The organism is Phormidesmis sp. 146-33, from assembly GCF_052939515.1.
In genome coordinates this window covers 1-21,342 of the sequence record NZ_JBJPHU010000041.1, presented here as the reverse complement: position 1 = coordinate 21,342, position 21,342 = coordinate 1, and the positions used below count along the sequence as shown (strand labels likewise).

Sequence of the window (21,342 nt, the reverse complement as noted above, 5' to 3'; positions counted from 1 at the left end):
GTTTCAGACCATCCATCAGCCAGACAGACACCGCACCCGAACTGTGTCGCCAGAACAAATCATCCTTGCCGTCGCCATTGAGGTCACCGATCGCTGCGTTCCAGTCCATCGGTACGGCGTAGGGAAGTAAGGCCGCATCTTGCAGGGTCACCCCATCGAGTTGCCAAACTGCGATCGCGCCAGAATTGTTGCGCCAGAGCAAGTCATCTTTACCATCGCCGTCAAAGTCTCCCGATTTGGTAAAACTCCAATCAAATCCAACAGGCGTTAAGAAGCGACTTCTCAGCACGTTAACGCCATCCATCAGCCAGACGAGCGTTCTGTTATCGACCTGATTGCGCCAGAAAATATCACGCTTGCCGTCGCCATTAAAATCGCCTGTCGCTGCAACGATCCAAGTCGGGTCAAGGGCTTCTAATCCATTGTCTCCATACAGCGCGTCAGCCTCCGTTCCGCCGAGCAGTTGATCGTTGTCCAATCCGCCATAAATTTCGTCGCGCCCGCCTAGGGTAGGATCGGTCGTCGTGAGAAAGTCGAGTGTAGCAAGGTTGCTGTCAGGGCCGACTACTGTATCGCCCGCAAAAGCATAATCAAACCGCCCATTGTCACCCAAAATTTTGTCGTCGCCTTTGTCTCCATAAATCAGATCATTGGCAAATCCACCCGCGATTAAATCATTGCCCTGATTGCCAAAAATCGTGTCGTTGCCGCCAATTCCAGAATCGATCGTTTCGATTAGCCGAACAGCGCCCCCCGTGAGCACAATTCGTCCGTTATCTCCCAGTAAACTATCGTCCTCAGTGCCCCCTGCGATCGTATCGTTTGCAGTCCCGCCCAAGACAAGATCGGTGCCCTCGTTGCCTGCGATCGTATCATTGCCGCCCAGTTCAGGATGGGTGGTTTGAATCAGGTCGATCGTGATCAGATTGCCGTCCAGCGTGTAATCTAGCAATCCGTTGTCACCGAGAATACTATCGTTGCCCTGGTTGCCCGCGATCGTGTCGTTGCCAAATCCACCTATCAGAATGTCGTTGCCGTTGTTACCCTCGATGCGATCGTCGCCGCCTTGATTCGGGAATCGAGTTTCTATCTTTTCAGTGATGTTAGCTGCGTTGCGAGTAATGTAAGCATTGTCACCCACAATTACATCATCTCCATCGTTCCCCGTCAGGTTGTCGCCAGCGATTCCAGTTGTATCACGACCACCCGAACCGCCGATGATCATATCCTGTCCACCGCCGCCTGTGATCGTGTCTTGTCCGCCAAAATCAGGATCAGTCGAGAAGATATTGTGAGGGACATTTCCTGACAGAATTACGGTGCCATTGTCGCCTAGCAGAATGTCATTTGCGTTGTCAGCACCGCCTGAAATCTGATCGTTTCCAGTTCCCCCTAACACAACGTCAGCATTATCGCCAGCGTTAATACTATCATTGCTACCTCTATTGGGATCAGTGGTATTTAACTGAACGATCGTACCCGCATCAAACGTCATCTGTCCGTTGTCACCGATGATCAAATCAGCACCCGTTCCCGCAGCGATCGTATCGTTGCCTGTGCCGCCCAGTATAATACTCGTGCCCTCGTTGCCCTGGATCACATCGTTACCGCCTGCGTCAGGAGCGATCGTTCTCACCAGCGTCAGATTACCATTGCTGTCAAAAGTGACTTGACCGTGATCTCCTAACACGCGATCGTCGCCTAAATTCCCAAAAATCCTGTCGTCGACCGCTCCTCCAAAAATCAGATCATTGCCGACATTGCCCAAAATCGTATCGTTGCCGTCTCCCGTCGCCGGATTGCTCGTCGCGCTGGTCACCCGTCCCGCGGTGAAGGTCAACGTTCCGTTATCGCCAAAAATAAAGTCCGCCGCTCCATTCAGCGTATCCAAATTCACGACTTCACGAGTCACCGGATTGATGCTGGCATTGTCACCCGCGATCGCGTCATTTCCTGCCCCGCCATAGATGTAATCGGTCTCGTCCACAACACCCGCTTGAGAACTGCCCCCAATCATCATGTCGTCACCGCCCTGCCCATAGAGCGTATCTTGACCACTGCCGCCTACAATCAAATCGTCTCCACCTTTTAGAAGAAATAGCGCCTCGACCTTCTCAACCACATTGGCTGCGTTGCGCGTGATATAGGCGTTGTCGCCGTAAATAATGTCATCAAAACGATTGCCAATCAGCGTATCGCCTCCGTTGGGAATGCCCGTACGATCGCTACCGCCCGAACCGCCGACGATAATATTTCTGACGCTGCCTCCGGTAATAAAGTCTTTCCCACCAAATTCCTCGTCTTTAGAAAAGATATCATTTGCCTGAGTACTGCCGTCTGCACCCACAATCACACCATTGTCACCCAGCATGATGTCAGCGATGTTATCCGTTCCATTCGTAATCGTGTCATTACCTGTACCACCCAGAATGATGTCGGCTCCATCATTTCCTAGAAGCGTATCGTTGCCTCCATTTTCAGGAGATAGTGTTTCAACCTGAATCACCGTCCCGTTGGCAATTTCAACTCTTCCATTGTCACCCAGAATGATATCGTCTCCACTGTCGCCTGTGACTTCACTATCATTTCCAGTACCCGCCACCAGGATGTCGTTACCCTCCTGACCCCGAATGATATCTGCTCCCCCGATCGCCGGATTAGTTGAAGCAATCACCTCCACGCCAGCCCCCGGCCTTGTGATCTGTCCATCGTCGCCAAACAGAATGTCGTTCCCGGTATTGCCTTCCAGGTAGTCGTTTCCACTGCCGCCGAGTAAGCGATCGTTGCCCGCTTGCCCGTAGAGAAAATCATTATCGCCGCCGCCAAACAAGGTGTCATCGCCCGATCCGCCGCCCAGCGTTGCCACTCCCGTTGTCAAATTAACAATGCCTTCGTCACCCAACAAATAATCGCTGCCAGCCCCCCCGCTTAGTGAGTCACCGCCCACACCGCCGTAAAGAATATCGCGACCGTTGCGCCCTTCTAAAACATCGTTACCCAGTTCGCCATAGAGCACGTCATCGCCCTCTCCGCCGCTCAAAAAGTCGCCTGAATTGTTGGGGTCAAATCTGGTTAAATCGATCGAAGTTTCACTGGTACGATCGCCATACAACAAATCTCGTCCACCGTTGCCAAACAGGTCATCTCGACCCGCCCCACCATAGAGAAAATCATTGGAACTACCGCCCACAAGCTCGTCGTCGCCCTCACCTCCATAGAGAAAAGCAAACCCCGTTCTCACCAAATCGATCGTGGTTTCGGCGGTCAGCAAATCGTCGCCAGCCTGACCATAGAGGCGCGTTTGTCCCAGTCCTGCAAAGAGGCGATCGTTGCCTTCGCTGCCTACTCGCGGAGGAATGGCGGTTCCTGAAGATGTAAACTCACCCAAACGCGCATCGGGCGCAAAATCACCCCACAGTTCTGACTCTGCCAACACGTTTGCGGCAAGCTCAATCACATCATTTCCCGCGCCGCCTTCCGCGATGATTCGCCGAATTCCTTTAAATTCTTGAGTTCGCCCAAAGGCAGACACAATAACAGTTTCGCTACCAGAAATGCTGTCGTCAGCGTCCACATGTTCGACTTTAAAGATTTCTGAACTGTCGGTGATTTGTCCTGGAATCTGACGATCGCTGGCAAATCGTCCCAAATTTAACCGCAAAACGTCGCTGCTAATGCGAGTTGCCAATCCCCAGTCTGTGCCGTCTGGAGCCGGAAGATCGTAGTTGATGACGGTGCGATCGAATAGGGTTCTTTCGATTGGTTTGGTCGCGTCTACGCCTGCTGTGCCGCTGCCGATCGCCTGAAGTGTGAGCTTACCGCTGCGGTCAAATGTGCCATTAAATGTGCTGTTGGGAGCCACGGTGCGAATGTTGGAGTCGAGACGGCCTCTGAGCGTGAGGGGAGCGGATGAAATTGGATTTTCTGCCCCCAACGTGCCGCCGACCACGAATCCTAAGTTGAGATTTAAGTTAGAACCGGGTTTGAGATTAAATCCGGCGGTCGGAGTCGCGCCACCCGTCAAACTCAATCCTTTTGCACTGTAGCCAAACCCTAACTTTCCTTGAATTTCGACATCGCCACCGAGTCTAATAGGTACGCCTGGAGAAAGAGAAACGGGCGCAGAAGGCACCTTAAAGCTATCAATATCAATGACTGGAAAATCGAGGTCAAGTAGTTTTGCGGTGTCCTGCCCGACCCACAGTTTGAAAGCTTCACTTGCGGATAATATGGGTAAGCTCAATCCCAATTTGTTGAATAATGGAACAACCGTTTGCAGCCCATTAATTTGAGCTAAATTGACCGTTGAAGAAAGCGAATTAGTCGGCGTTGCATTTTGTAGAGCTGTTCGGCTAACAGTGGGAGAAGGATTACTTAAATTGAGTTTGACTTCACCCTTGAGAATCGTGTAGCTGCCTGTTGGTGCGATCGTAGCCAGTTGATCCAAATTGCCGTAGGCTGCTAAAAAGCGGTCTAAATTCTGAAAAGCGGCTTCTGTAACCCCTGTTAGGTCAAGCGGAGAGGCAGCTTCTAGTAGATCAATGAGTTTAATCGTCGTGCCCGGAATTCCTTCGCCCAGACTGTCTAACACAGGTTGAATAGGCTTGAGAATTTCGTTGATTTTAGCCGCGATCGAATTGGTTAAATTTTTGAGGCTGGAGAGGTCGATCGCAATCTCTCTAAAGCTAACATCAAACTTTTTGAAACTAAGCGTTGGCTCTAGATCCCAGTTGAGATTTAGCTGCGTTCTGAGCGTTGGAAAATTACTGGACTGACTGTTCAAGTTGAGCTTGATTTGAGTGCCATCCAGTGAATTTTCGGTCAAAGTTGGATTTAGCTTAAAGCCTGCCCCTTCTGTCTGAATGTCGATCGCCAACGACTCATTAAAGTCAGTTCCCGCATCTGAAACTTTGACATTTAATAACCCAAACTTTGCGTCTGTATTGTTGAGCGTATTCCTTAAATCAACCCCAAAATTAATGCCGATTTCTTTAGCATCCGACAAGTCAAGATTGAATTGATTATTGATTAACCCAAACTTTAGCCCAAACTCATAGTCCACAGTCGGAGTCACTTGCAGCGCATTCTGAAACTTGAGGGCTGCGTCTGTCCCCATATTCAAGCCCAGATCTAAACTGGTTGCTGTGGGGTTAGCGATCGCTCTTCTCACCCGCAGGTCGATCATAAAATTACCACTATTGGTAATACTCAGAGGATTGCTAGTCACCGTTCCGCCAAACGCTTGAGCCACTCTAGTCTGAATGTCTGCAACGCTAGAGGCTCCAACCAATCCCGTTGTCAACGCTGTCCGAAAGGTGGAATCAAAAAACTGCGTCGATTGAGTTAATCCTGTTCCCAAAACTGGCAAGCGCGAACCCGTAACTTGATCAAGTCTCGTTTGTAGCGTTGCCAGAAATGTGTTAAGACCTGTGGCGATCGTATTCACCTGACTATTAGAAACGGCGGTATCAAAGGTATGTCCATAGGTGGCGATCGTCGTAGCATCAAACGCCAAACTTGCCGCGATCTCACCCGTTTTAACTTCCAGATTCCAGTCTCCGCCGCGCTTTGCGCTACCCGTCCGATTATTAGAAGCCGCAATATCAGCCCCAATGACGTGACTCAGCGTTTGAATAAAAGCATTGCCCGTCTCGCCCAGTGCCACATCGCAGCCATACAGCAACACATCCGCACCTTGACTCAGGTGAGCGTTCCAACGTTGCAGCGCACTACTGTAGCGGCTTAACGTATTCAAACTCAGATCCGTCGATCCCAACTGCAACCTGCCCGCGCTCCCGTGGGAAACAATGTGAATCGCAGACACGTCCTGAAATTGAGACAGCACTTGACTAATCTGAGCCACGCCATCTTGAGTTGCATTAAGCAAAAAGACCCGATCTGCTTTAGCAGATATCGCTTTGAGATCGCCCGCCTGCACGCCACCCATCAACGCTTGAAAATCGGACACGCCTGCATCCACAAATACCAGCGATGAAGCAGATTTGAAGGGAGTCGGATCGCTAAAAGTATTTTGTACTAAAGGATTGGACTCTGCAAGAGCCGATAGGAACACAGACGAATTGGAAAAGCTCATAATTCCTCTACACGATCGCAACGCAAACGGTTAGCAAAAATGCCGACTGGCATCGCCTCAAAAGCACCCCCTGTCTCAGCACACACCCACAATGTTTAGTCCATTGCTTTTAGTCCATTCACCAGACTCACAGGCAAAGGACTGACTCGCTCTACCAACCACTTCTGAAATAATTTTTCTTGTAGCTCTTGCTTTAAAGCACTTTCTAAAACCGCCGGATGAAACTGCTCAATCCGAAAAAGACACCACTGCCCCTCAAGTTGCAGCGGCCCGATCGAGTCCCCCACGGCTGAGGTGGCGATCGCTTCTCGCAAATTTTCTGGCAGTTGACCATAGCGCACCGACTTGCGCCAGATCGAGACTTTGTTTAGATGATCTAGCGCGTATTCTTTGACCACTTTTTCAAAATCTGTAGCAGCCAGCAACCGACGAGTGAGTTGTTCGGCGAGACATTTGTCAGCGATCGCCACACAGGACAACTCGACCTCATTGAGTAGGGCTTGATGATGCGTAAAGTAGCTAGACAAGCTGGGTTCAGCAATCTGAGTTTTGAGTTTTTCGAGCTTAAAGTTAATAAACATCCGGCTCTGAAACGTGGTGTAGTCCATGCCCTGCTGGTTGAGCCATTTTTGAAAGGCGGCTGCATCTAATAGCTTTTGGTTAACTCTCAGATCGACGATCGCTTGTTCTAGCTCACCGATATCGACATCCAGATCTTTGCGCGCCTCGATTTCCTGATAGGTCACATGTTGGGCAACGACTTCTTGAATAAGCGGCACCAGTTTGCCGGATAGCTGTAGATAGCGAAGCACCTGACCCAGAGAAAGGGTTTGGTCAGCGATCGTCAAAAACGGGAGGGCATCAAAAGTTTCCATTGACGTTTTGCTAAAAGAATAAATTTGCTCAATAGAGTCGTAGCTGAATAGAGTCGTCTGTGAATAAGTAGTGACGAATGCAGTGTCTCGAAGATTGCTTTATTAAGAAATGTCTATGATGTTTCTTTTGTTTACAACCAAGACCTACAACCCGGAGAATACTTAACTTGAGTGTCCGGTGACGATTATTTTTTACGCGCACCTTCGTAGTATTCCGGAGCCAAGGGTAAAAACTTTAACTCTGTGAAGGAATCAAGAGGAGAACGATCGCAGGAATCATTTTGTAGAAGATCGATCGCAGTCTGTCCTCAAAGCAAATCATGCAATGTGCGCCTTCTTTAACTCTCTTTTTAAGGGGAATTGGGGGATGACTCTGCTAGGTCGCTTCAGGTTGAGAGTCTCCTGTCCTTCTTAAAAAAAGCGGGGACATGAATTTAAAGTTGCACATCGCAGGAATAGAAAACCTTTGAGATCCTGGTGTCAGAATTATGACTCAGGGTTCTCTTTGCTATCGGCATAGCCATTACAAGATGAGTTGTGGAGGTATTGACGAGCACATCCTATAAAGCATTTGTACCACTACGTTTTTGAAATCCCAACACCGTTAGAAAAAGTTGTCATTCTCACGTCATATTTTCGTTTCATGCTAATCATGGAGATGCTTTCAGCATTTATCCTAAATTGGACGACATTGCACTTCTAAGCCCATAGACAGGTGACTTAAAAGGTAATATGTCAGACAACAAGATGAGTTTCATTGAGTAAGATTCGAGTTCGGCCAGTCCAGTAGGCCCGGTTTTTTGCATGAAATTTTTCTATTGACCGGACTGGTGTTTTAGACGATCGTGCTAGACAACCTTCACTGGTAAATACAACGTGAGCAGACAAGAAAACTATGCTTCGCTTCCAGTTGCTCTGACCGATGTCACAGCCCCCAAACCTGCCCTCTCTCTAATCGACGCAGTAGCCATCATTGTCGGAGTCGTGATCGGAGCCGGGATCTTTAAAACCCCCGCTCTGGTAGCCTCCAATTCAGCCAATGAGACGGTGTTGCTGTTGTCGTGGTTGGCAGGCGGGGCAATCTCCCTGGTCGGGGCGCTGTGTTACGCGGAGTTGGCGACTACTTATCCCCATGTCGGGGGCACCTACTACTACCTAGCTCGATCGTTTGGGCAAAATGTCGCCTTTCTCTTTGCCTGGGCCAGAATGACCGTGGTGCAAACTGGCTCGATCGCGCTGTTAGCCTTTGTTTTTGGGGACTATGCTTCCCAGTTACTACAGCTTGGGGCTTATTCTCCTTCGCTGTATGCGGCGGGTGCGATCGTGGTGCTCACTCTGATTAATATCATCGGATTACAGCAAGGCAAATGGACTCAAAATCTTCTCAGCGCGGCCAAAGTGCTTGGTCTGCTGCTGGTGGTTTTTATGGGTCTGATTTCCACCGTTCCGTCTGCTCCCGTTTCTGCTCCGTCTTCATCAACGCCCACCTGGGGACTGGCCATGCTCTTTGTGCTGCTCTCCTATGGTGGATGGAACGAAGCCGCCTACATCTCAGCCGAAATTCAGAATCGAAAACGCAACATCGTGCGATCGCTGATCTGGAGTATTGGGATCATCACAGTCATTTACTTGTTGATCAATCTGGCTTATTTACGAAGCCTCGGATTTGCAGGAATGGCTCAGTCTGAAGCGGTGGCAGCGGATTTGATGAAACATAGCTTTGGTGGAGTGGGGTCAGTGTTTATCAGCGTATTGATTGCCGTTTCGACGCTGGGTGCAGCCAATGCCACAATTTTTACAGGCGCAAGAACCAACTACGCCGTTGGCTGTGATATGTCGCGATTAGGCTTTTTGGGACGCTGGAAAGAACACTCCGGCACGCCTACCACGGGGTTACTATTACAGGCAGCGATCGTGCTGTTGCTCATCTTATTAGGCACCGTCACTCGCAAAGAATTTGAAACAATGGTGGACTATACCGCCCCGGTGTTCTGGTTTTTCTTTTTGCTAAGTGGCATTTCTCTCTTTATCCTGAGACAAAAAGATCCCCAAAGACCGCGCCCTTTCAAGGTTCCCCTTTATCCATTTACGCCTCTGTTGTTTTGTGCCGTTTGTGGCTATTTGCTCTACTCCAGCCTGGTCTACACAGGAATTGGGGCACTCGTTGGCGTGGGGGCTGTTGCGCTCGGTCTGCCGCTCCTATTTTGGAATCGTAACTAATCAGCGTCAGTTCGACAGCAGTGACTCGCTAGAGTTGGAGATCCAGAAACGCCCCCTAAATCCCCCACCTGTGAGGGACTTTGAACCGAAACTCTGATCTGAAAGATTCCCAGAATTGGCAGCTTGGGGGGCAGAAGTGCGGAACATCGAAGCGAAAAACTTTGCCCGATTCAGGTTCCCTCCCTTCTTAAGAGGCTAGGGGGAATCTCATATCAAGTGATCTACCCAAAATGCTCATTCGCAATCCTCTGAGATTCGCAACTACAGCTAAAAATTTCATCAAATTGACGTTCCATCAAATTCACAGTGCACGCATTACCATCAGGAGAAATCATGAAGCGACGACTCTTATCTCTACTTTTTGTGACCGCCAGCGCCATCAGTTTAGGAATTGTTGGATGCGCTCAACAGCGTGACTCTGTGACCGCTCAAGTTCCATCACAGACAACCCCAACCGAATCACCAGCCGTAACGCCGACAACACCAGCCACAACGCCAGCCACAACACCAACCGCAACGCCGACAACAGCACCCGCACAAGCGCCAGCCCAACCTCAAGAACGCGCCTTAGATGTGCCCTACGTGCCAACGCCAACCGCCGTCGTTGAGGAAATGCTGAAGCTCGCGAAAGTGGGAAAAAATGATGTGCTTTACGATTTGGGCAGTGGAGACGGACGAATTGTAGTCACAGCCGCTCAAAAGTTTGGCACTAAAGGAGTGGGCGTTGATATTGATCCTGAGCGCGTCAAAGAAGCCAATGAGAATGCACGTAAGGCGGGAGTGACCGATCGAGTTGAGTTTCGTCAACAAGACCTCTTCAAAACCGATCTGCGAAATGCCACGGTCGTCACACTTTACCTCTTACCGCGCATCAATCTGCAACTGCGTCCCAAACTTTTTAAGGAGTTAAAACCGGGGACTCGCATTGTCTCTCACGCCTTTGATATGGGCGACTGGAAGCCCGAAAAAGTGGTCGAAGTTGGAAGCAGTACCGTCTATTACTGGGTTGTCCCCGAAAAGATTCCAGAAAATCTGCGTCAATAACAACGTAAATTCGATCAGATTGTTCGCTTCGGTTATCGCGTCAAGTTGCCCCCAAATCCGCCACGAGTCGGGGACTTTGAACTAAAACTCTTGTCTGAAAGTCCCCCAAAGTTGCTACCGTGTACCCACAAGTTGATCGATCCGTCATTGCCGAGATCCTTCGCCCCCTAAATCCCCCAAAATTGGGGGACTTTGAACGCTCGTCTCTCTTTATGAAAGTCCCCCAGAATGGGGGATTTAGGGGGCTGAAGGCGACTGAAACGAAGCGACTCCAGACTTGTGGGTACACGGTAGCAAAATTGGCAGCTTGGGAGGCAGAAGCCGTGAACGCCGAAGCGAAAAAATTTATCGAATTGACGTTAAAAAAGTTGGCGATCGAGGAGTCTTTCAAATTCAAGACCGACTGATCAGCCCAGCTTTTCTCCGACCTCTAAGCGGGTGCCATTGGCAAAATCCCAGCCCGATCGCGCACTTTTGCCCGCCAGTTGCACTTCTCTCAATAACAAAAATCCGTCTCCTGTCTGAACGACGAATCCCACATTTTTGAGAACGGCAGCCACTTCTCCAGGAGCCTGAACGGGGTCAAAGGTTTGCGGAAGGTCGGCGAATTCGATCGGAAGTTTAACCTTAGCGGCGAGGGGGATGGTCGCCGTCACCTTGAGGATCGCGCCTCGAAACGTCGTCGTACAGTTGGGAAAAAATCCACGAATTTGATTGTGAAGGTCGATCGCTCTCCGTGTCCAATCCAATTCATAGTCTGGTTTTTTAATTAACGGCGCATAGGTCGCTTGCGAGTCATCTTGAGCGATCGGGGTTGTTTCACTCAGGTTGGTTAGCGTTTCGATTAGCAAGTTAGCGCCGATCGTCGAAAGGTTTGCCGCCAGATCTTGGGCATTGTCGAGCAGGGCGATCGGCACCGCCGATTTTAACAACATGGCACCTGTATCCATTCCTGCATCCATGAGCATTGTGGTAATGCCCGTCTCAGATTCGCCCTGATAAAGACACCACTGAATCGGAGCCGCCCCGCGATATTTGGGCAACAGAGAGCCGTGAACGTTGATACATCCCAACTTGGGCATGTCTAGAATGGCTTGAGACAAAATCTGCCCATACGCCACCACCACAAAACTATCCGCCTCAGCAGACTGCAATTTTTCTAACGTCTCAGCCTCTTTTTTGACGCTCTTGGGTTGCCAGACAGGAATCTGATGCGCCAGTGCTACCGACTTGACAGGCGAAGCGGACAATTCATTCCCGCGTCCTCGGCGCTTATCGGGTTGGGTGATCACCGCTACTACGTCAAAATTTGAATCTGCAAGTAACGCTTCTAGCGTGGGAACTGCAAATTGAGGCGTGCCAAAAAAGACAATTTTCATGCGATCGCGTTAATAAATCAGAAGCTCTTCCATTTTGCAAGCACAGGGCATCCAAAATCTGTCTTGAGACAGGTATCGAAAAATAGGTTTGATGAGCAGATCGAGCTTTAGAACGTCAAAAATCTGCAAACTGCCGTATTAAATTGAGACCCTCAAGAACTTTTGTAAAACGACTCTTTCAGACTTTAGTTTGCATCCATAATATGAGACTTATCACAAGTCAGGCAGGTCGAATTTAGAAAGTGCTGAAGGCTGCACCCAAAATTTCTACCCGCTCAGATCTAACCCTACAAGGCGCGGGGTGTCTTTTATGAATTTTCAGGCGACTCAGATCGATCCCCTTAACAGTCCCCATCCGATTCCCTGGAGTTGGGTGATGGCTAACCTGTCTGATTCCGAGTCAACGCAGCATTATTACCGCAGTCATTCTCTGATTTCGCCAGACGGTGAATACAAGGCCTACAGCCGCATTCAGATGCTGGTCGAGCCAGAGATTTATTTGAGTCGAGTCAGTAGCGTTTTGTTTTTGGAGAACCTGAGAACGGGCGATCTGCAAGCCATTACCGCGACATCACCCTTTGCCGAAAATCCGTTTATTGGCAACAGTTCCGATCTGGCGGGCACCATTTCGATCGTGCTGCCGATTTCTTGGTCAGCGGCGGGCGATCGCTTATTGTCACGAGAATTTGAATCTATTTTTGGGTCTGACATCGCTTCAGATTACGCCCTGATCTGGGACAAAACGCTCAATGCTGCTACCACCGTCGCCCCCACAGGAATTGAATACACCAACGCCATTTTGTTGGGCTGGAGTGCCGAGGAGAACGATCGGGCCCTCTTTCAAGCGGGCAACCTGGGCGAATCGCCGTGGCCCCTTTGGGCAGTTAATTCGCAAGGTGACACGTTAGAAGCGGCCGACGACCAACCCAAAACCTACGGACAGGTCACCAACAGCATTTGGGCAGGCCCGCAAGCACACAGTTGACTATCAAGCTTTGGGAATTGATGAGCCGAAAAATCTAGGAATATTTCGATCGACCATCCGCTTTAAAAACGAAGCAAAGAACTTCCCTCAAACTCACGTTTTTTTAGACTGATTCCAAAGTTCAAACTCATCGGTATGAAGCCAAAATTTGCAACCATCGAAGCGTGGCGACAGGCAGAAATTTTGATGCAGCCTGCCTTTATTCGCGTCATTGATAACCTTCGCAAACAGCTTGAGCAATCTACATGGCAAGGCACTTATCGAGATGCGCCCGTCTGGGCAGAAGACACGCCAGAAGATGTAAAAGCCTCCGTTGCTCGACTTCAAACACAGCTTAAAACCGCTTCACCTGACCAGGCGGCCGAGATCCAACAAGCGCTTTCTCACTTACCTTCTCCTTATCCCGGTTACGAACTGTGTCTCAAACAAAACGATCGCCAAGTCACCGTGGATTTGTGGGAACTGTGTTATCGAGTTTGCTTTGCTAATCAGATTGATAAACCCGCTGAGGTAGACACCAGTCTGATTGATGAAACAGGCGAGGTAGACTGGGATCGGCTCGACGATAAAACTAAAACACTTGTTGAGCAGATCTTTGAGAATTTGCCCACTTAGGGGTTTACCGATCATGAATGACGCGCAGGTGTACGATCGCTCTCACTGGGGAGTTATTGAGGTTTCGGATGTCGATCGCCTCCAGTTTTTGCACAACCAAAGTACCAACGATTTCAAAAGTCTCAAGCCTGGACAAGGGTGCGATACGGTTTTTTTGACCTCCACCGCCCGAACGATCGACCTCGCCACCGCCTACATTCTCGAAGACTCAGTGTTACTGTTGGTGTCGCCCAATATGAGCGAAAAGGTGATCAAATTTCTCGATCGCTACATCTTTTTCGCCGACAAGGTAAAGCTGACGGATGTCACTCAGCAGACTTCAACGTTGAGCCTGATCGGGTCTGACAGCGAGGCAATTCTCAAAAAATTAGGGATAGAAATCACGGGACAGCCTCATACTCACCGCTTGTTTGATGGGTCGGGAGTAAACGTGCGGGTGGCGATCGGCAGTGGACTGGCCAAACCGGGATACACGCTGATCACACAAGCTGACCAAACAGAACGGCTCAAACAAGCTCTATTAGAAACTGGGGCTGCACTCATCAGCGATCTCACCTGGGAACAACTCCGAATTGAACAGGGCCGCCCACTGCCCGATCGTGAACTCACCGAAGACTATAACCCGCTAGAAGCCGGACTTTGGCACACGATTTCATTTAACAAAGGTTGCTACATTGGGCAAGAAACGATCGCCCGTCTCGACACCTACAAAGGAGTCAAACAACAACTCTGGGGCGTAAAGTTGAGCGATGTGGTTGAGCCGGGAACAGTGGTCACGATCGCCGACGACAAAATTGGAACATTGACCAGTCAGACAGAAACGGATGCAGGTGTGTTGGGACTGGCTTATATCCGCACAAAAGCCAATGCAGCAGAGGGAATGCGGGTGACGATCGGGACGGCTCAAGGCGAATTAGTTGACCTACCTTTTGTGACGCGAGAAAAGCAGGCGTAGCGGCTCAAAACTCAGGCAGAGACAACAGAAGAAATTCTGCCTTTTCTGTACTGAAGATTTTGGGGCGAGTCGATCGTTTTGATACCAATTTGTTTGAAGTCAAAAAAGAGATTCAACCTTCAATCTAGAAGTCTTCAAAGAATCAAATTTTGATCAAACTTAACCGGAATAGGTGTTATCTGATACTGTAATTCGCAAGTTTCAAGTGGTTCAAACTAACGAACCGTTGATAATTATTAACAGAAATAGATCACATCATGGGTGCTTAATTCGATAGTAAGCATCAGATTATTTTTGTATAATTTCAACTTAATTAATCGTATATTTATAATTTTTCAAATGTATTTAGTAAAGTAAAGATTTAAAGACTTACGTAGAACGTTTTTAATTTACCTGGTTAAGATTTGACCATCTTCCACGTTTGGCTAGAGATCACACGGCTCTTGTTTTAATAAATACTTGAATACGGAGATCGGTTACTGTCATCAAATTGAATAATTTAGCACACCAACTGATTCAGTAGTTCGTATGTCAAAACGCTCCAAGTCAGCTTGATCCTGATCCTTTAACAGGAGTTAACATGAACTTTCATCCACCCTGCGTCAGCATTGGTCTGGCAGTTTACAACGGAGAACTGTTTATTGAAGACGCGATCGTTTCAATTCTAAACCAGACCTTTCAAGACTTTGAGCTAATTATTTCGGATAATGCGTCGAGCGATCGTACCGAAGAAATCTGTCGAACTTATGCAGCCAAAGATTCTCGAATTCGCTATATTCGCAATGCAGAAAACCTGGGTGCAGCGCTCAATTACAATCAAACATTTGCAGAAGCGCGGGGTCGTTATTTTAGATGGGCAGCCCACGACGATCTGTTGGCACCCACTTATTTAGAACGCTGTGTCGAAGTATTAGAAAATCAGCCAGATATCGTGCTGTGCCATTCTAAAACCACGCTGATCGATGCCAAAGGTCAAAAGCTTTACTTTGACGAAACAGAAGATTGTTTTTTTGATCAATTTGACCATCGTTTTCGTAAGCCCGATCGTCCTCGCGACTTTTCTTCTTCTCCCCACAAACGCTATCAAGAAGTTTTGATTGCGACTCGCTGGTGTTTTGAAGTGTTTGGATTAGTGCGGACTGAAGCCTTTGCCAAAACATCGAAGCTGGGGGCGTTTTATGGGGCTGACAAAGTGCTTTTAGCCGAACTCAGTCTGATGGGCAAGTTTGTCATTTTACCTGACCCTTTGTTTCTCAATCGCCGCCACCAACAGCAGTCTGGCTCACTCAAATCTGCCCAAGAGCGAGAGCAATGGATCAATCCCACAATCAAGCGGCGATCGGTGCTGCGTCCTCGTCTGATGTGTCTCAAAGGCTACCTGTTTGCCATCTTCAAATCTCCCCTCTCTCCCATCGAACAGCTAGGATGTCTGATCGTTTTGATGCGATGGTTGGTCAAGCTCGACAACTGGCAACGCTTGGTCAGAGAAGGGTTACGAGAAAATTTAGGACTGGAGATCACCGCGCGATCGACATCACCCCAAAAGCCCCAATTCTGAGGAAGGCACTCGACTTTCTTAGGATCGTGAATTGAATAAGATCGATGATTGCCTGGTTGCTTCGCCCCCTAAATCCCCCATTCTGGGGGACTTTGAGAAAGCAGACATTCTAGAATTTAAGGCAGTTTCGCGGTTCAAAGTCCCCTACTCGTGGGGGATTTAGGGGGCAGAAGCCGAATTAAACGAAGTGAAATCGCGAGAATTGCAGGTTGTTTAATCCACGATCTTTAACGTTATCGACAAAGTTTTTTTGCTTCAATGTTCAGCGCTTCTATTCTGGAAGACTTTAAAGACAAGAGTTGCGAGTTAAAATCCCTCACTCGTGGAGGATCTGGCAGTCCGACGCTACAGCCGCGGCGAGCATTCTGATCGGATTCACGTTTTCTTAAGATTGGGGAGACTGATGCGGGCCATTGAGTGCAAAAGTCAACATGGTGCATTTCCACAATCGATCGGTTACGAGAAGTGAACTGCTGTCGCGGGATGATGCACAATAAACGGTGGTGACTGCTAATGTTCACACCGATATTCCCAAAATTTCTCCGAAGGTCTATGTCTCTCCAAAACCAGGTCTATCCCGTTCTTTGGCAAACTGATCACGTTCTGCTAATTGATCAAACTCGTCTGCCCAATGAATATGCGCTGGTTGAGATCAGTCGCTCTGATGATATGGCACAGGCAATCAAAACGATGATTGTTAGAGGGGCACCTGCGATCGGCGTTGCGGCAGCCTATGGGATGTATCTAGGGGCGCGAGAAATTGAAGCGAGCAACCGCGACTCCTTTCTAACCCAACTCGAAACGGTGGCCAAAAAACTCCGCGCCACTCGTCCAACCGCAGTGAATTTGTTTTGGGCGATCGAGCGAATGCTCAAAACGGCCCGCCAAACCCTCGGCTCAGTCGATCACCTCAAACAAGTGCTGTTAGAAACAGCCCAGCAAATCAACGCAGACGATATCGAAACCTGTCAAGCGATCGGTGATTATGGCTTGTCTGTCCTGCCTAAAGCTCCGCATCGGTTGCGCTTGCTGACTCACTGTAATGCGGGTGCGCTGGCGACAGCAGGCTACGGAACGGCTCTCGGCGTGGTGCGATCGACCTGGGCTGCCGATCGATTAGAGCGCGTCTACGCTGACGAAACAAGGCCTCGCTTACAGGGCGCAAAACTCACCGCCTGGGAATGTGTGCAAGAAGGGATTCCCGTCACGGTGATCACAGATAATATGGCGGCTCACTGTATGCAGCAGGGCATGATCGATGCGGTGGTTGTGGGAGCCGATCGCATTGCCGCCAATGGAGACACCGCCAACAAAATTGGAACTTACAGCGTGGCACTGATTGCCAGAGCGCACAATATTCCTTTCTTTGTCGCGGCTCCTCTCTCGACGATCGACTTCAAGATCACCGACGGTCGCCAGATTCCTATTGAGGAACGCGATCCGGTAGAAGTGTATCAGGTTGGCGATACGATGCTCTGTCCGCCGGGTGTGGAGTATTACAACCCTGCTTTTGATGTGACTCCTGCGGCGTTGATTACGGCGATCGTCACAGAACATGGAGCCTTCTCGCCCAGCCAGCTTCAAGGAGAGTTAGCTGAAAAGGTAGTGTAATTCGTAAGTTTGCGACGGGCTAAAATTAAGCGGTCAGGTTGTTGCAGGCAGCGATTTGGCAATTCTGGATGAGCAGCTTTTCTGAGTTTGTATATATAATGTTTATACTGGCTCATTTGGAAAACAGGCTTATGGCAATGCAAGTCGTAGCGAAGTGGGGTAACAGCTTAGGCGTTCGGATTCCGATGGCGATCGCCAAACAAATTGACTTAAAAGAAGGAACCAGCGTCACCTTTGCCGTGGTTGAGGGAAGTCTAGTGATCAAACCTGAGCCAAGAAAGAAATACACTCTGGATGAGCTTTTAGAGGGAATGACTCTAGAGAACGTGCATGAGGAAGTTGATCTAGGGCAACCCGTCGGCAATGAAATCTGGTAATCGAGACCTCTACGTGCCCAATCGTGGCGACATTGTGAAGCTCAGTTTTGACCCTCAGCAGGGACATGAGCAAGCAGGATACCGCCCTGCTATCATTCTGTCGCCGATTCGCTATAACCAGTTGTCTTCACTAGCACTGATGTGTCCTATCACTAACCAATCAAAAGGGTTTCAATTTGAGGTGGCACTTTTAGAAGAGATGGCGACATCAGGTGTCATCCTAACCGATCAGGTGAAGAGTTTTGATTGGCGATCGAGACGAGTGAAATTTGTTGAGAAAGCCCCTAATGCGCTAGTCGAAGATGTTTTGGCGAAGCTCGAAGCCCTCTTATTCTAACGTCAGTTCGATGAACGCTTCGCTTCGCTTTTAGATCCAGGAACGCCCCCTAAATCCCCCACGAGTGAGGGACTTTGAACCAGAATTCCTCTCTTAAAGTCCCCCAAATTGGGGGGTTGGGGGGCAAAAGCCGTGAACAACGAAGCGGAAAACCTCTCATCGAATTCACGTTATTCTAAAACTCCTAAAGCGATCGATTTGAACCCTTTCCCAAGAAGCGGTTTGCATGAATTCCTCTAGCAGTCGGGTTGCTTGCAGGCTGAGAAAGGCTCATTGGTTCTTCAAATTTTTGGCTTGATGCCGCTTACGAAAGTGAGCAAACCATCTGATAACCTCCTCACACGCTCCACCATAGCCGACAAACGGAGCGTCAAAACGACTCAGGCTATCAGAGCAAACTGAAATTTTAAGTTCAGGGTTGTAGACAGCTTCTTGGTGATCAGGCAGCCGGAATTGAGCAAATTCGCCCTGGTCTGGCGCATGACCTTCATCGGTGAATCGTAAACCGTCGAGCGTGACTCCCGCACGATCGCTCACAGGCAATCGATCGCCTAACTTGGGGGCAAAAAACAACGTTCCTCCATCAGACTGAACCCAGTTTCGCATGACCAACCTGGATAGAATTCGTATTACTACACCTTGAAATCAGAAGGACGATCGCTTTGCGGACTTTGAGAATTTTACCGTTTCTCATCCGTTTCTACCTAGAAGTCCAGGCTACATCCGTCACCTATAGCTGTTTTATCTCATATCCAATATTTATTCTGTCTTCTGTAAGACTTAAAGGCTGATGACCCTTTATACCCTTTATAAAATTGATAAGATCCTTTAGTTTTGTCTCGTTTTTAATTGAATGGTTGAGAGGCGGTTTGAGTAAATTTCCTTAACAGTCAGGTTGCTCACAGGCTGCAATCGATACCCAGCTACTAGAGCCATCCTTCCAATGTTCTTTTTTCCAGATTGGCGCGGTGTGTTTGAGCGTGTCGATCGCAGATTGACAAGCCTGAAAGGACTCCGATCGATGAGGGCAGCCGACCGCGACTAATACGCTAATTTCTCCAATATTCAGCCGTCCGACGCGATGATGAATGATGACTCGATTGACATCTGACCAGGTTTGACGAATTTCTGAGGCGATTTGTTGAAAGACTCGCACAGCCATCGGTTCGTAAGCTTGATATTCCAGCGCCACCACTGCTTTGCCATCGGTACTGTTTCGCACCGTCCCACTCATCACCACCACGGCTCCATTGGCGGGATCGTCAGCCAGGTTGTAGACTTCTTCGAGTGAGAGCGGCGCAAACGTAATGGCAAAGCGATCGCCCGGATGAAGTGAAATCGCTGAAACCGAGTTAATCGCCAAGGGACTCATAAAAGACACTGCTAGACCTGATTCTATGGTTGCACAAATTGAGAAACCGCATTACCGAAACCGCTTTTTCTCACTGCGATAGCGAATGGTTTCCGCAATCACCGCCACGCTGCCCGATGTCACCATGAGAAACACACTCAGCGCATTGATATCTGGTCTGACCCTGGTACGAATTCGGCTGAAAATCTCCATTGGTAACGTGGTCGCTCCGCCGCCTGCTGTAAAACTGGAAATCAAAAAGTCATCCATGCTCAGGACAAACGCCAACAAACAGCCCGAAATAATCGCAGGCATTAGTTCTGGCAGTAAAACTCGCACCAAGGCTTGATAAGGCGTGGCTCCCAGATCGAGGGCGGCTTCTTCTAAATGAGGATTGAGATTGACCAGTCGAGTCGAGACGACAAAAGCCACATAAGCGAGACAAAACACGACATGAGCCGCAACAATCGTCCACAAGCTCAACGGCACCGCAATCACCGCCAGAAAGACGAGTGTAGCAACCGCGATCGCAATGTCAGGAATGATCATCGGTAGATAAGATGCGCCCTGATACAATCGCTTGCCCAGAAACTGATAGCGCGCCAGACCAACCGCCATCAGAGTCCCCACGATCGCCGAAATGCCGACTGCACACAAAGCTACTGTCAGACTGTCAGATAGAGCTGAGAGAATGCGACTGTCATTAAAAAATCTCACATACCAATCCAGCGTGAATCCCGTCCATTGAGCGCTCGTAGGAGATGCATTAAAGCTGTAAACGCCCAGAACCAAAATCGGCAGATACATAAAGCCAAACATCAACATCGAAAATAGCGCCTGCCAGGAAACTCGATCGGTGGATTTAGAAGGATTTTGCATCTTCGCCGCCATATTTAATGAGAAGTGCGATCGCCACACTCACCGCCAAAATCAAGACCATACTCAAGGCCGACCCAAAGCCCCAGTTTTGTGTAGCACCCAGAAATTGATTGTAAATCAGCCTCGCCGCCGTCATGCTGGAGTTTCCGCCCAAAAGTTCGGGGTTGACAAAATCGCCCAGTCCCGTGATGAACACAAGGAGCGTTCCGGCGGCAATTCCGGGTAGGGTTTGGGGAACGGTGACTTTCCAAAAAGCCTGTTGGGGAGTGGCTCCCAGATCGGCGGCCGCTTCTAAAAGTTGTCGGTCTAGTTTCTCTAAAGAAGCGTAGAGAATCAGTACCATGTAGGGCAGCAGGCTATAGGTCATGCCGATATAAACTGCCTGAGTCCGGTTCAACAAATCTAATGTAGGAAGCCCGATCGCAGTCAGCAGTGTATTCAAAACCCCCGTGGGGCGAAGAATACTAATCCAGGCATAAGATCGCAGCAGCGAAGAAGTCCACAACGGCAGGATAAAGCCCAACAGCAGCAGATTGCGCCAGCGTTTGGGTGCCATAATCGCAATCCAGTAAGCGACGGGAAAGCCCAGCAGCAAACAGGAAATCGTCGTCCCAGTTGCAAACAGCAGCGATCGCCCCACGACTCTGAGAATATCTGGTTGAAAGATCCGTAGATAATTGTCCAGCCCCGACGGATTGACCACATCACCCGGCTTGATATTGGGAACCAGACTGAGTTGAAAAATCAACAGCGTCGGAATCACCAACAAAAAGGCCAGCCAAATCCCTGCCGGGGCCAGCAACAGCAACGGTTCGATTAGCCTGGATAAGGGCGCGATCGGCGTGGTTTTTGATTCAACTGGAGAGACGTTTGACACGAAGAGGAAGGGATGAGGGATGAGGAAGGGATGAGGGATGAGGGATGAAAAAGAAATCTGCTTCGTTTTTAGTTTTTCAAGAAGGTTCAATTTCTTCAAGCTTGCAAAGTGTGCCCACGAACCTAATTTAGCGTCAGTTCGATGAGAGTGACTCGCTTCGTTTCAATCGGCTTCAGCCCCCTAAA

17 protein-coding genes are annotated in these 21,342 nt (G+C 49.1%); 10 read left to right on the top strand and 7 right to left on the bottom strand.

All coding sequences use genetic code 11. The annotated features are described in order from the left end of the window. Both ACJ2PR_RS17270 and ACJ2PR_RS17265 read right to left on the bottom strand, forming a co-directional pair. Positions 1–6,094, bottom strand: a 6,094-nt coding sequence (locus ACJ2PR_RS17270) for a DUF4347 domain-containing protein (protein WP_446877916.1), incomplete at its 3' end; no start/stop codon positions are given. Positions 6,095–6,189: 95 nt separating this feature from the next. Beyond that, positions 6,190–6,969 carry a peptidylprolyl isomerase gene (locus tag ACJ2PR_RS17265; protein ID WP_446871772.1) on the bottom strand — a complete coding sequence of 260 codons (780 nt, stop codon included), beginning with the start codon at positions 6,967–6,969 and terminating at the stop codon, positions 6,190–6,192. An 876-nt stretch (positions 6,970–7,845) separates the two neighbouring features. Here ACJ2PR_RS17265 and ACJ2PR_RS17260 point away from each other — a divergent pair. The 3 genes from ACJ2PR_RS17260 to ACJ2PR_RS17250 all read left to right on the top strand — a co-directional run bounded on the left by ACJ2PR_RS17260 (position 7,846) and on the right by ACJ2PR_RS17250 (position 10,640). After that, positions 7,846–9,189 (top strand): APC family permease, encoded by a 1,344-nt coding sequence (locus tag ACJ2PR_RS17260; RefSeq protein ID WP_446877915.1) that lies wholly within the window; start codon positions 7,846–7,848, stop codon positions 9,187–9,189. A gap of 333 nt (positions 9,190–9,522) precedes the next feature. Continuing rightward, on the top strand, positions 9,523–10,233 hold the full coding sequence (locus ACJ2PR_RS17255; RefSeq protein ID WP_446877914.1) for an SAM-dependent methyltransferase: 711 nt from the start codon (positions 9,523–9,525) through the stop codon (positions 10,231–10,233). Positions 10,234–10,445: 212 nt separating this feature from the next. Beyond that, positions 10,446–10,640: a hypothetical protein gene (locus ACJ2PR_RS17250; RefSeq protein ID WP_446877913.1), complete on the top strand. Its 195-nt coding sequence runs from the start codon at positions 10,446–10,448 to the stop codon at positions 10,638–10,640. Here the strand turns inward: ACJ2PR_RS17250 and fmt are convergent, their stop codons facing one another. Then, a complete protein-coding gene (gene fmt, locus ACJ2PR_RS17245) occupies positions 10,641–11,612 on the bottom strand; it encodes a methionyl-tRNA formyltransferase (RefSeq protein ID WP_446861443.1) in 972 nt (323 codons plus the stop codon). Positions 11,613–11,922: 310 nt separating this feature from the next. Here fmt and ACJ2PR_RS17240 point away from each other — a divergent pair, with 310 nt between their 5' ends. The 7 genes from ACJ2PR_RS17240 to mazF all read left to right on the top strand — a co-directional run bounded on the left by ACJ2PR_RS17240 (position 11,923) and on the right by mazF (position 18,050). Next, on the top strand, positions 11,923–12,597 hold the full coding sequence (locus ACJ2PR_RS17240; protein ID WP_446877912.1) for a hypothetical protein: 675 nt from the start codon (positions 11,923–11,925) through the stop codon (positions 12,595–12,597). Between the two features lie 135 nt (positions 12,598–12,732). Next, complete coding sequence (locus ACJ2PR_RS17235; protein WP_446877911.1) at positions 12,733–13,212, top strand: hypothetical protein; 480 nt, start codon at positions 12,733–12,735, stop codon at positions 13,210–13,212. A gap of 13 nt (positions 13,213–13,225) precedes the next feature. Beyond that, entirely contained in the window at positions 13,226–14,167 is a 942-nt protein-coding gene (gene ygfZ, locus ACJ2PR_RS17230) for a CAF17-like 4Fe-4S cluster assembly/insertion protein YgfZ (RefSeq protein ID WP_446877910.1), read from the top strand. Between the two features lie 580 nt (positions 14,168–14,747). Beyond that, the gene (locus tag ACJ2PR_RS17225) at positions 14,748–15,725 is read left to right on the top strand and encodes a glycosyltransferase family 2 protein (protein ID WP_446877909.1); all 978 of its coding nucleotides are present in this window, start codon (positions 14,748–14,750) and stop codon (positions 15,723–15,725) included. Positions 15,726–16,277: 552 nt separating this feature from the next. Further along, complete coding sequence (gene mtnA / locus ACJ2PR_RS17220; protein WP_446871508.1) at positions 16,278–17,336, top strand: S-methyl-5-thioribose-1-phosphate isomerase; 1,059 nt, start codon at positions 16,278–16,280, stop codon at positions 17,334–17,336. Between the two features lie 131 nt (positions 17,337–17,467). Beyond that, positions 17,468–17,713 carry an AbrB/MazE/SpoVT family DNA-binding domain-containing protein gene (locus tag ACJ2PR_RS17215; protein WP_446861437.1) on the top strand — a complete coding sequence of 82 codons (246 nt, stop codon included), beginning with the start codon at positions 17,468–17,470 and terminating at the stop codon, positions 17,711–17,713. Further along, a complete protein-coding gene (gene mazF / locus ACJ2PR_RS17210; RefSeq protein WP_446871507.1) occupies positions 17,700–18,050 on the top strand; it encodes an endoribonuclease MazF in 351 nt (116 codons plus the stop codon). The genes ACJ2PR_RS17215 and mazF overlap by 14 nt, the downstream gene beginning before the upstream one ends. A 270-nt stretch (positions 18,051–18,320) precedes the next feature. On the opposite strand, the gene ACJ2PR_RS17205 is transcribed toward mazF, so the two are convergent. The 4 genes from ACJ2PR_RS17205 to ACJ2PR_RS17190 all read right to left on the bottom strand — a co-directional run bounded on the left by ACJ2PR_RS17205 (position 18,321) and on the right by ACJ2PR_RS17190 (position 21,157). Then, entirely contained in the window at positions 18,321–18,656 is a 336-nt protein-coding gene (locus ACJ2PR_RS17205; RefSeq protein WP_446877908.1) for a hypothetical protein, read from the bottom strand. 277 nt (positions 18,657–18,933) lie between these two features. Beyond that, positions 18,934–19,422 carry a molybdenum cofactor biosynthesis protein MoaE gene (locus tag ACJ2PR_RS17200; protein WP_446877907.1) on the bottom strand — a complete coding sequence of 163 codons (489 nt, stop codon included), beginning with the start codon at positions 19,420–19,422 and terminating at the stop codon, positions 18,934–18,936. A gap of 51 nt (positions 19,423–19,473) precedes the next feature. After that, on the bottom strand, positions 19,474–20,280 hold the full coding sequence (locus ACJ2PR_RS17195) for an ABC transporter permease (RefSeq protein WP_446877906.1): 807 nt from the start codon (positions 20,278–20,280) through the stop codon (positions 19,474–19,476). Continuing rightward, positions 20,264–21,157, bottom strand: coding sequence for an ABC transporter permease (locus tag ACJ2PR_RS17190; RefSeq protein WP_446877905.1), 894 nt, complete (start codon positions 21,155–21,157; stop codon positions 20,264–20,266). The genes ACJ2PR_RS17195 and ACJ2PR_RS17190 overlap by 17 nt, the downstream gene beginning before the upstream one ends. Positions 21,158–21,342 lie beyond the last annotated feature (185 nt).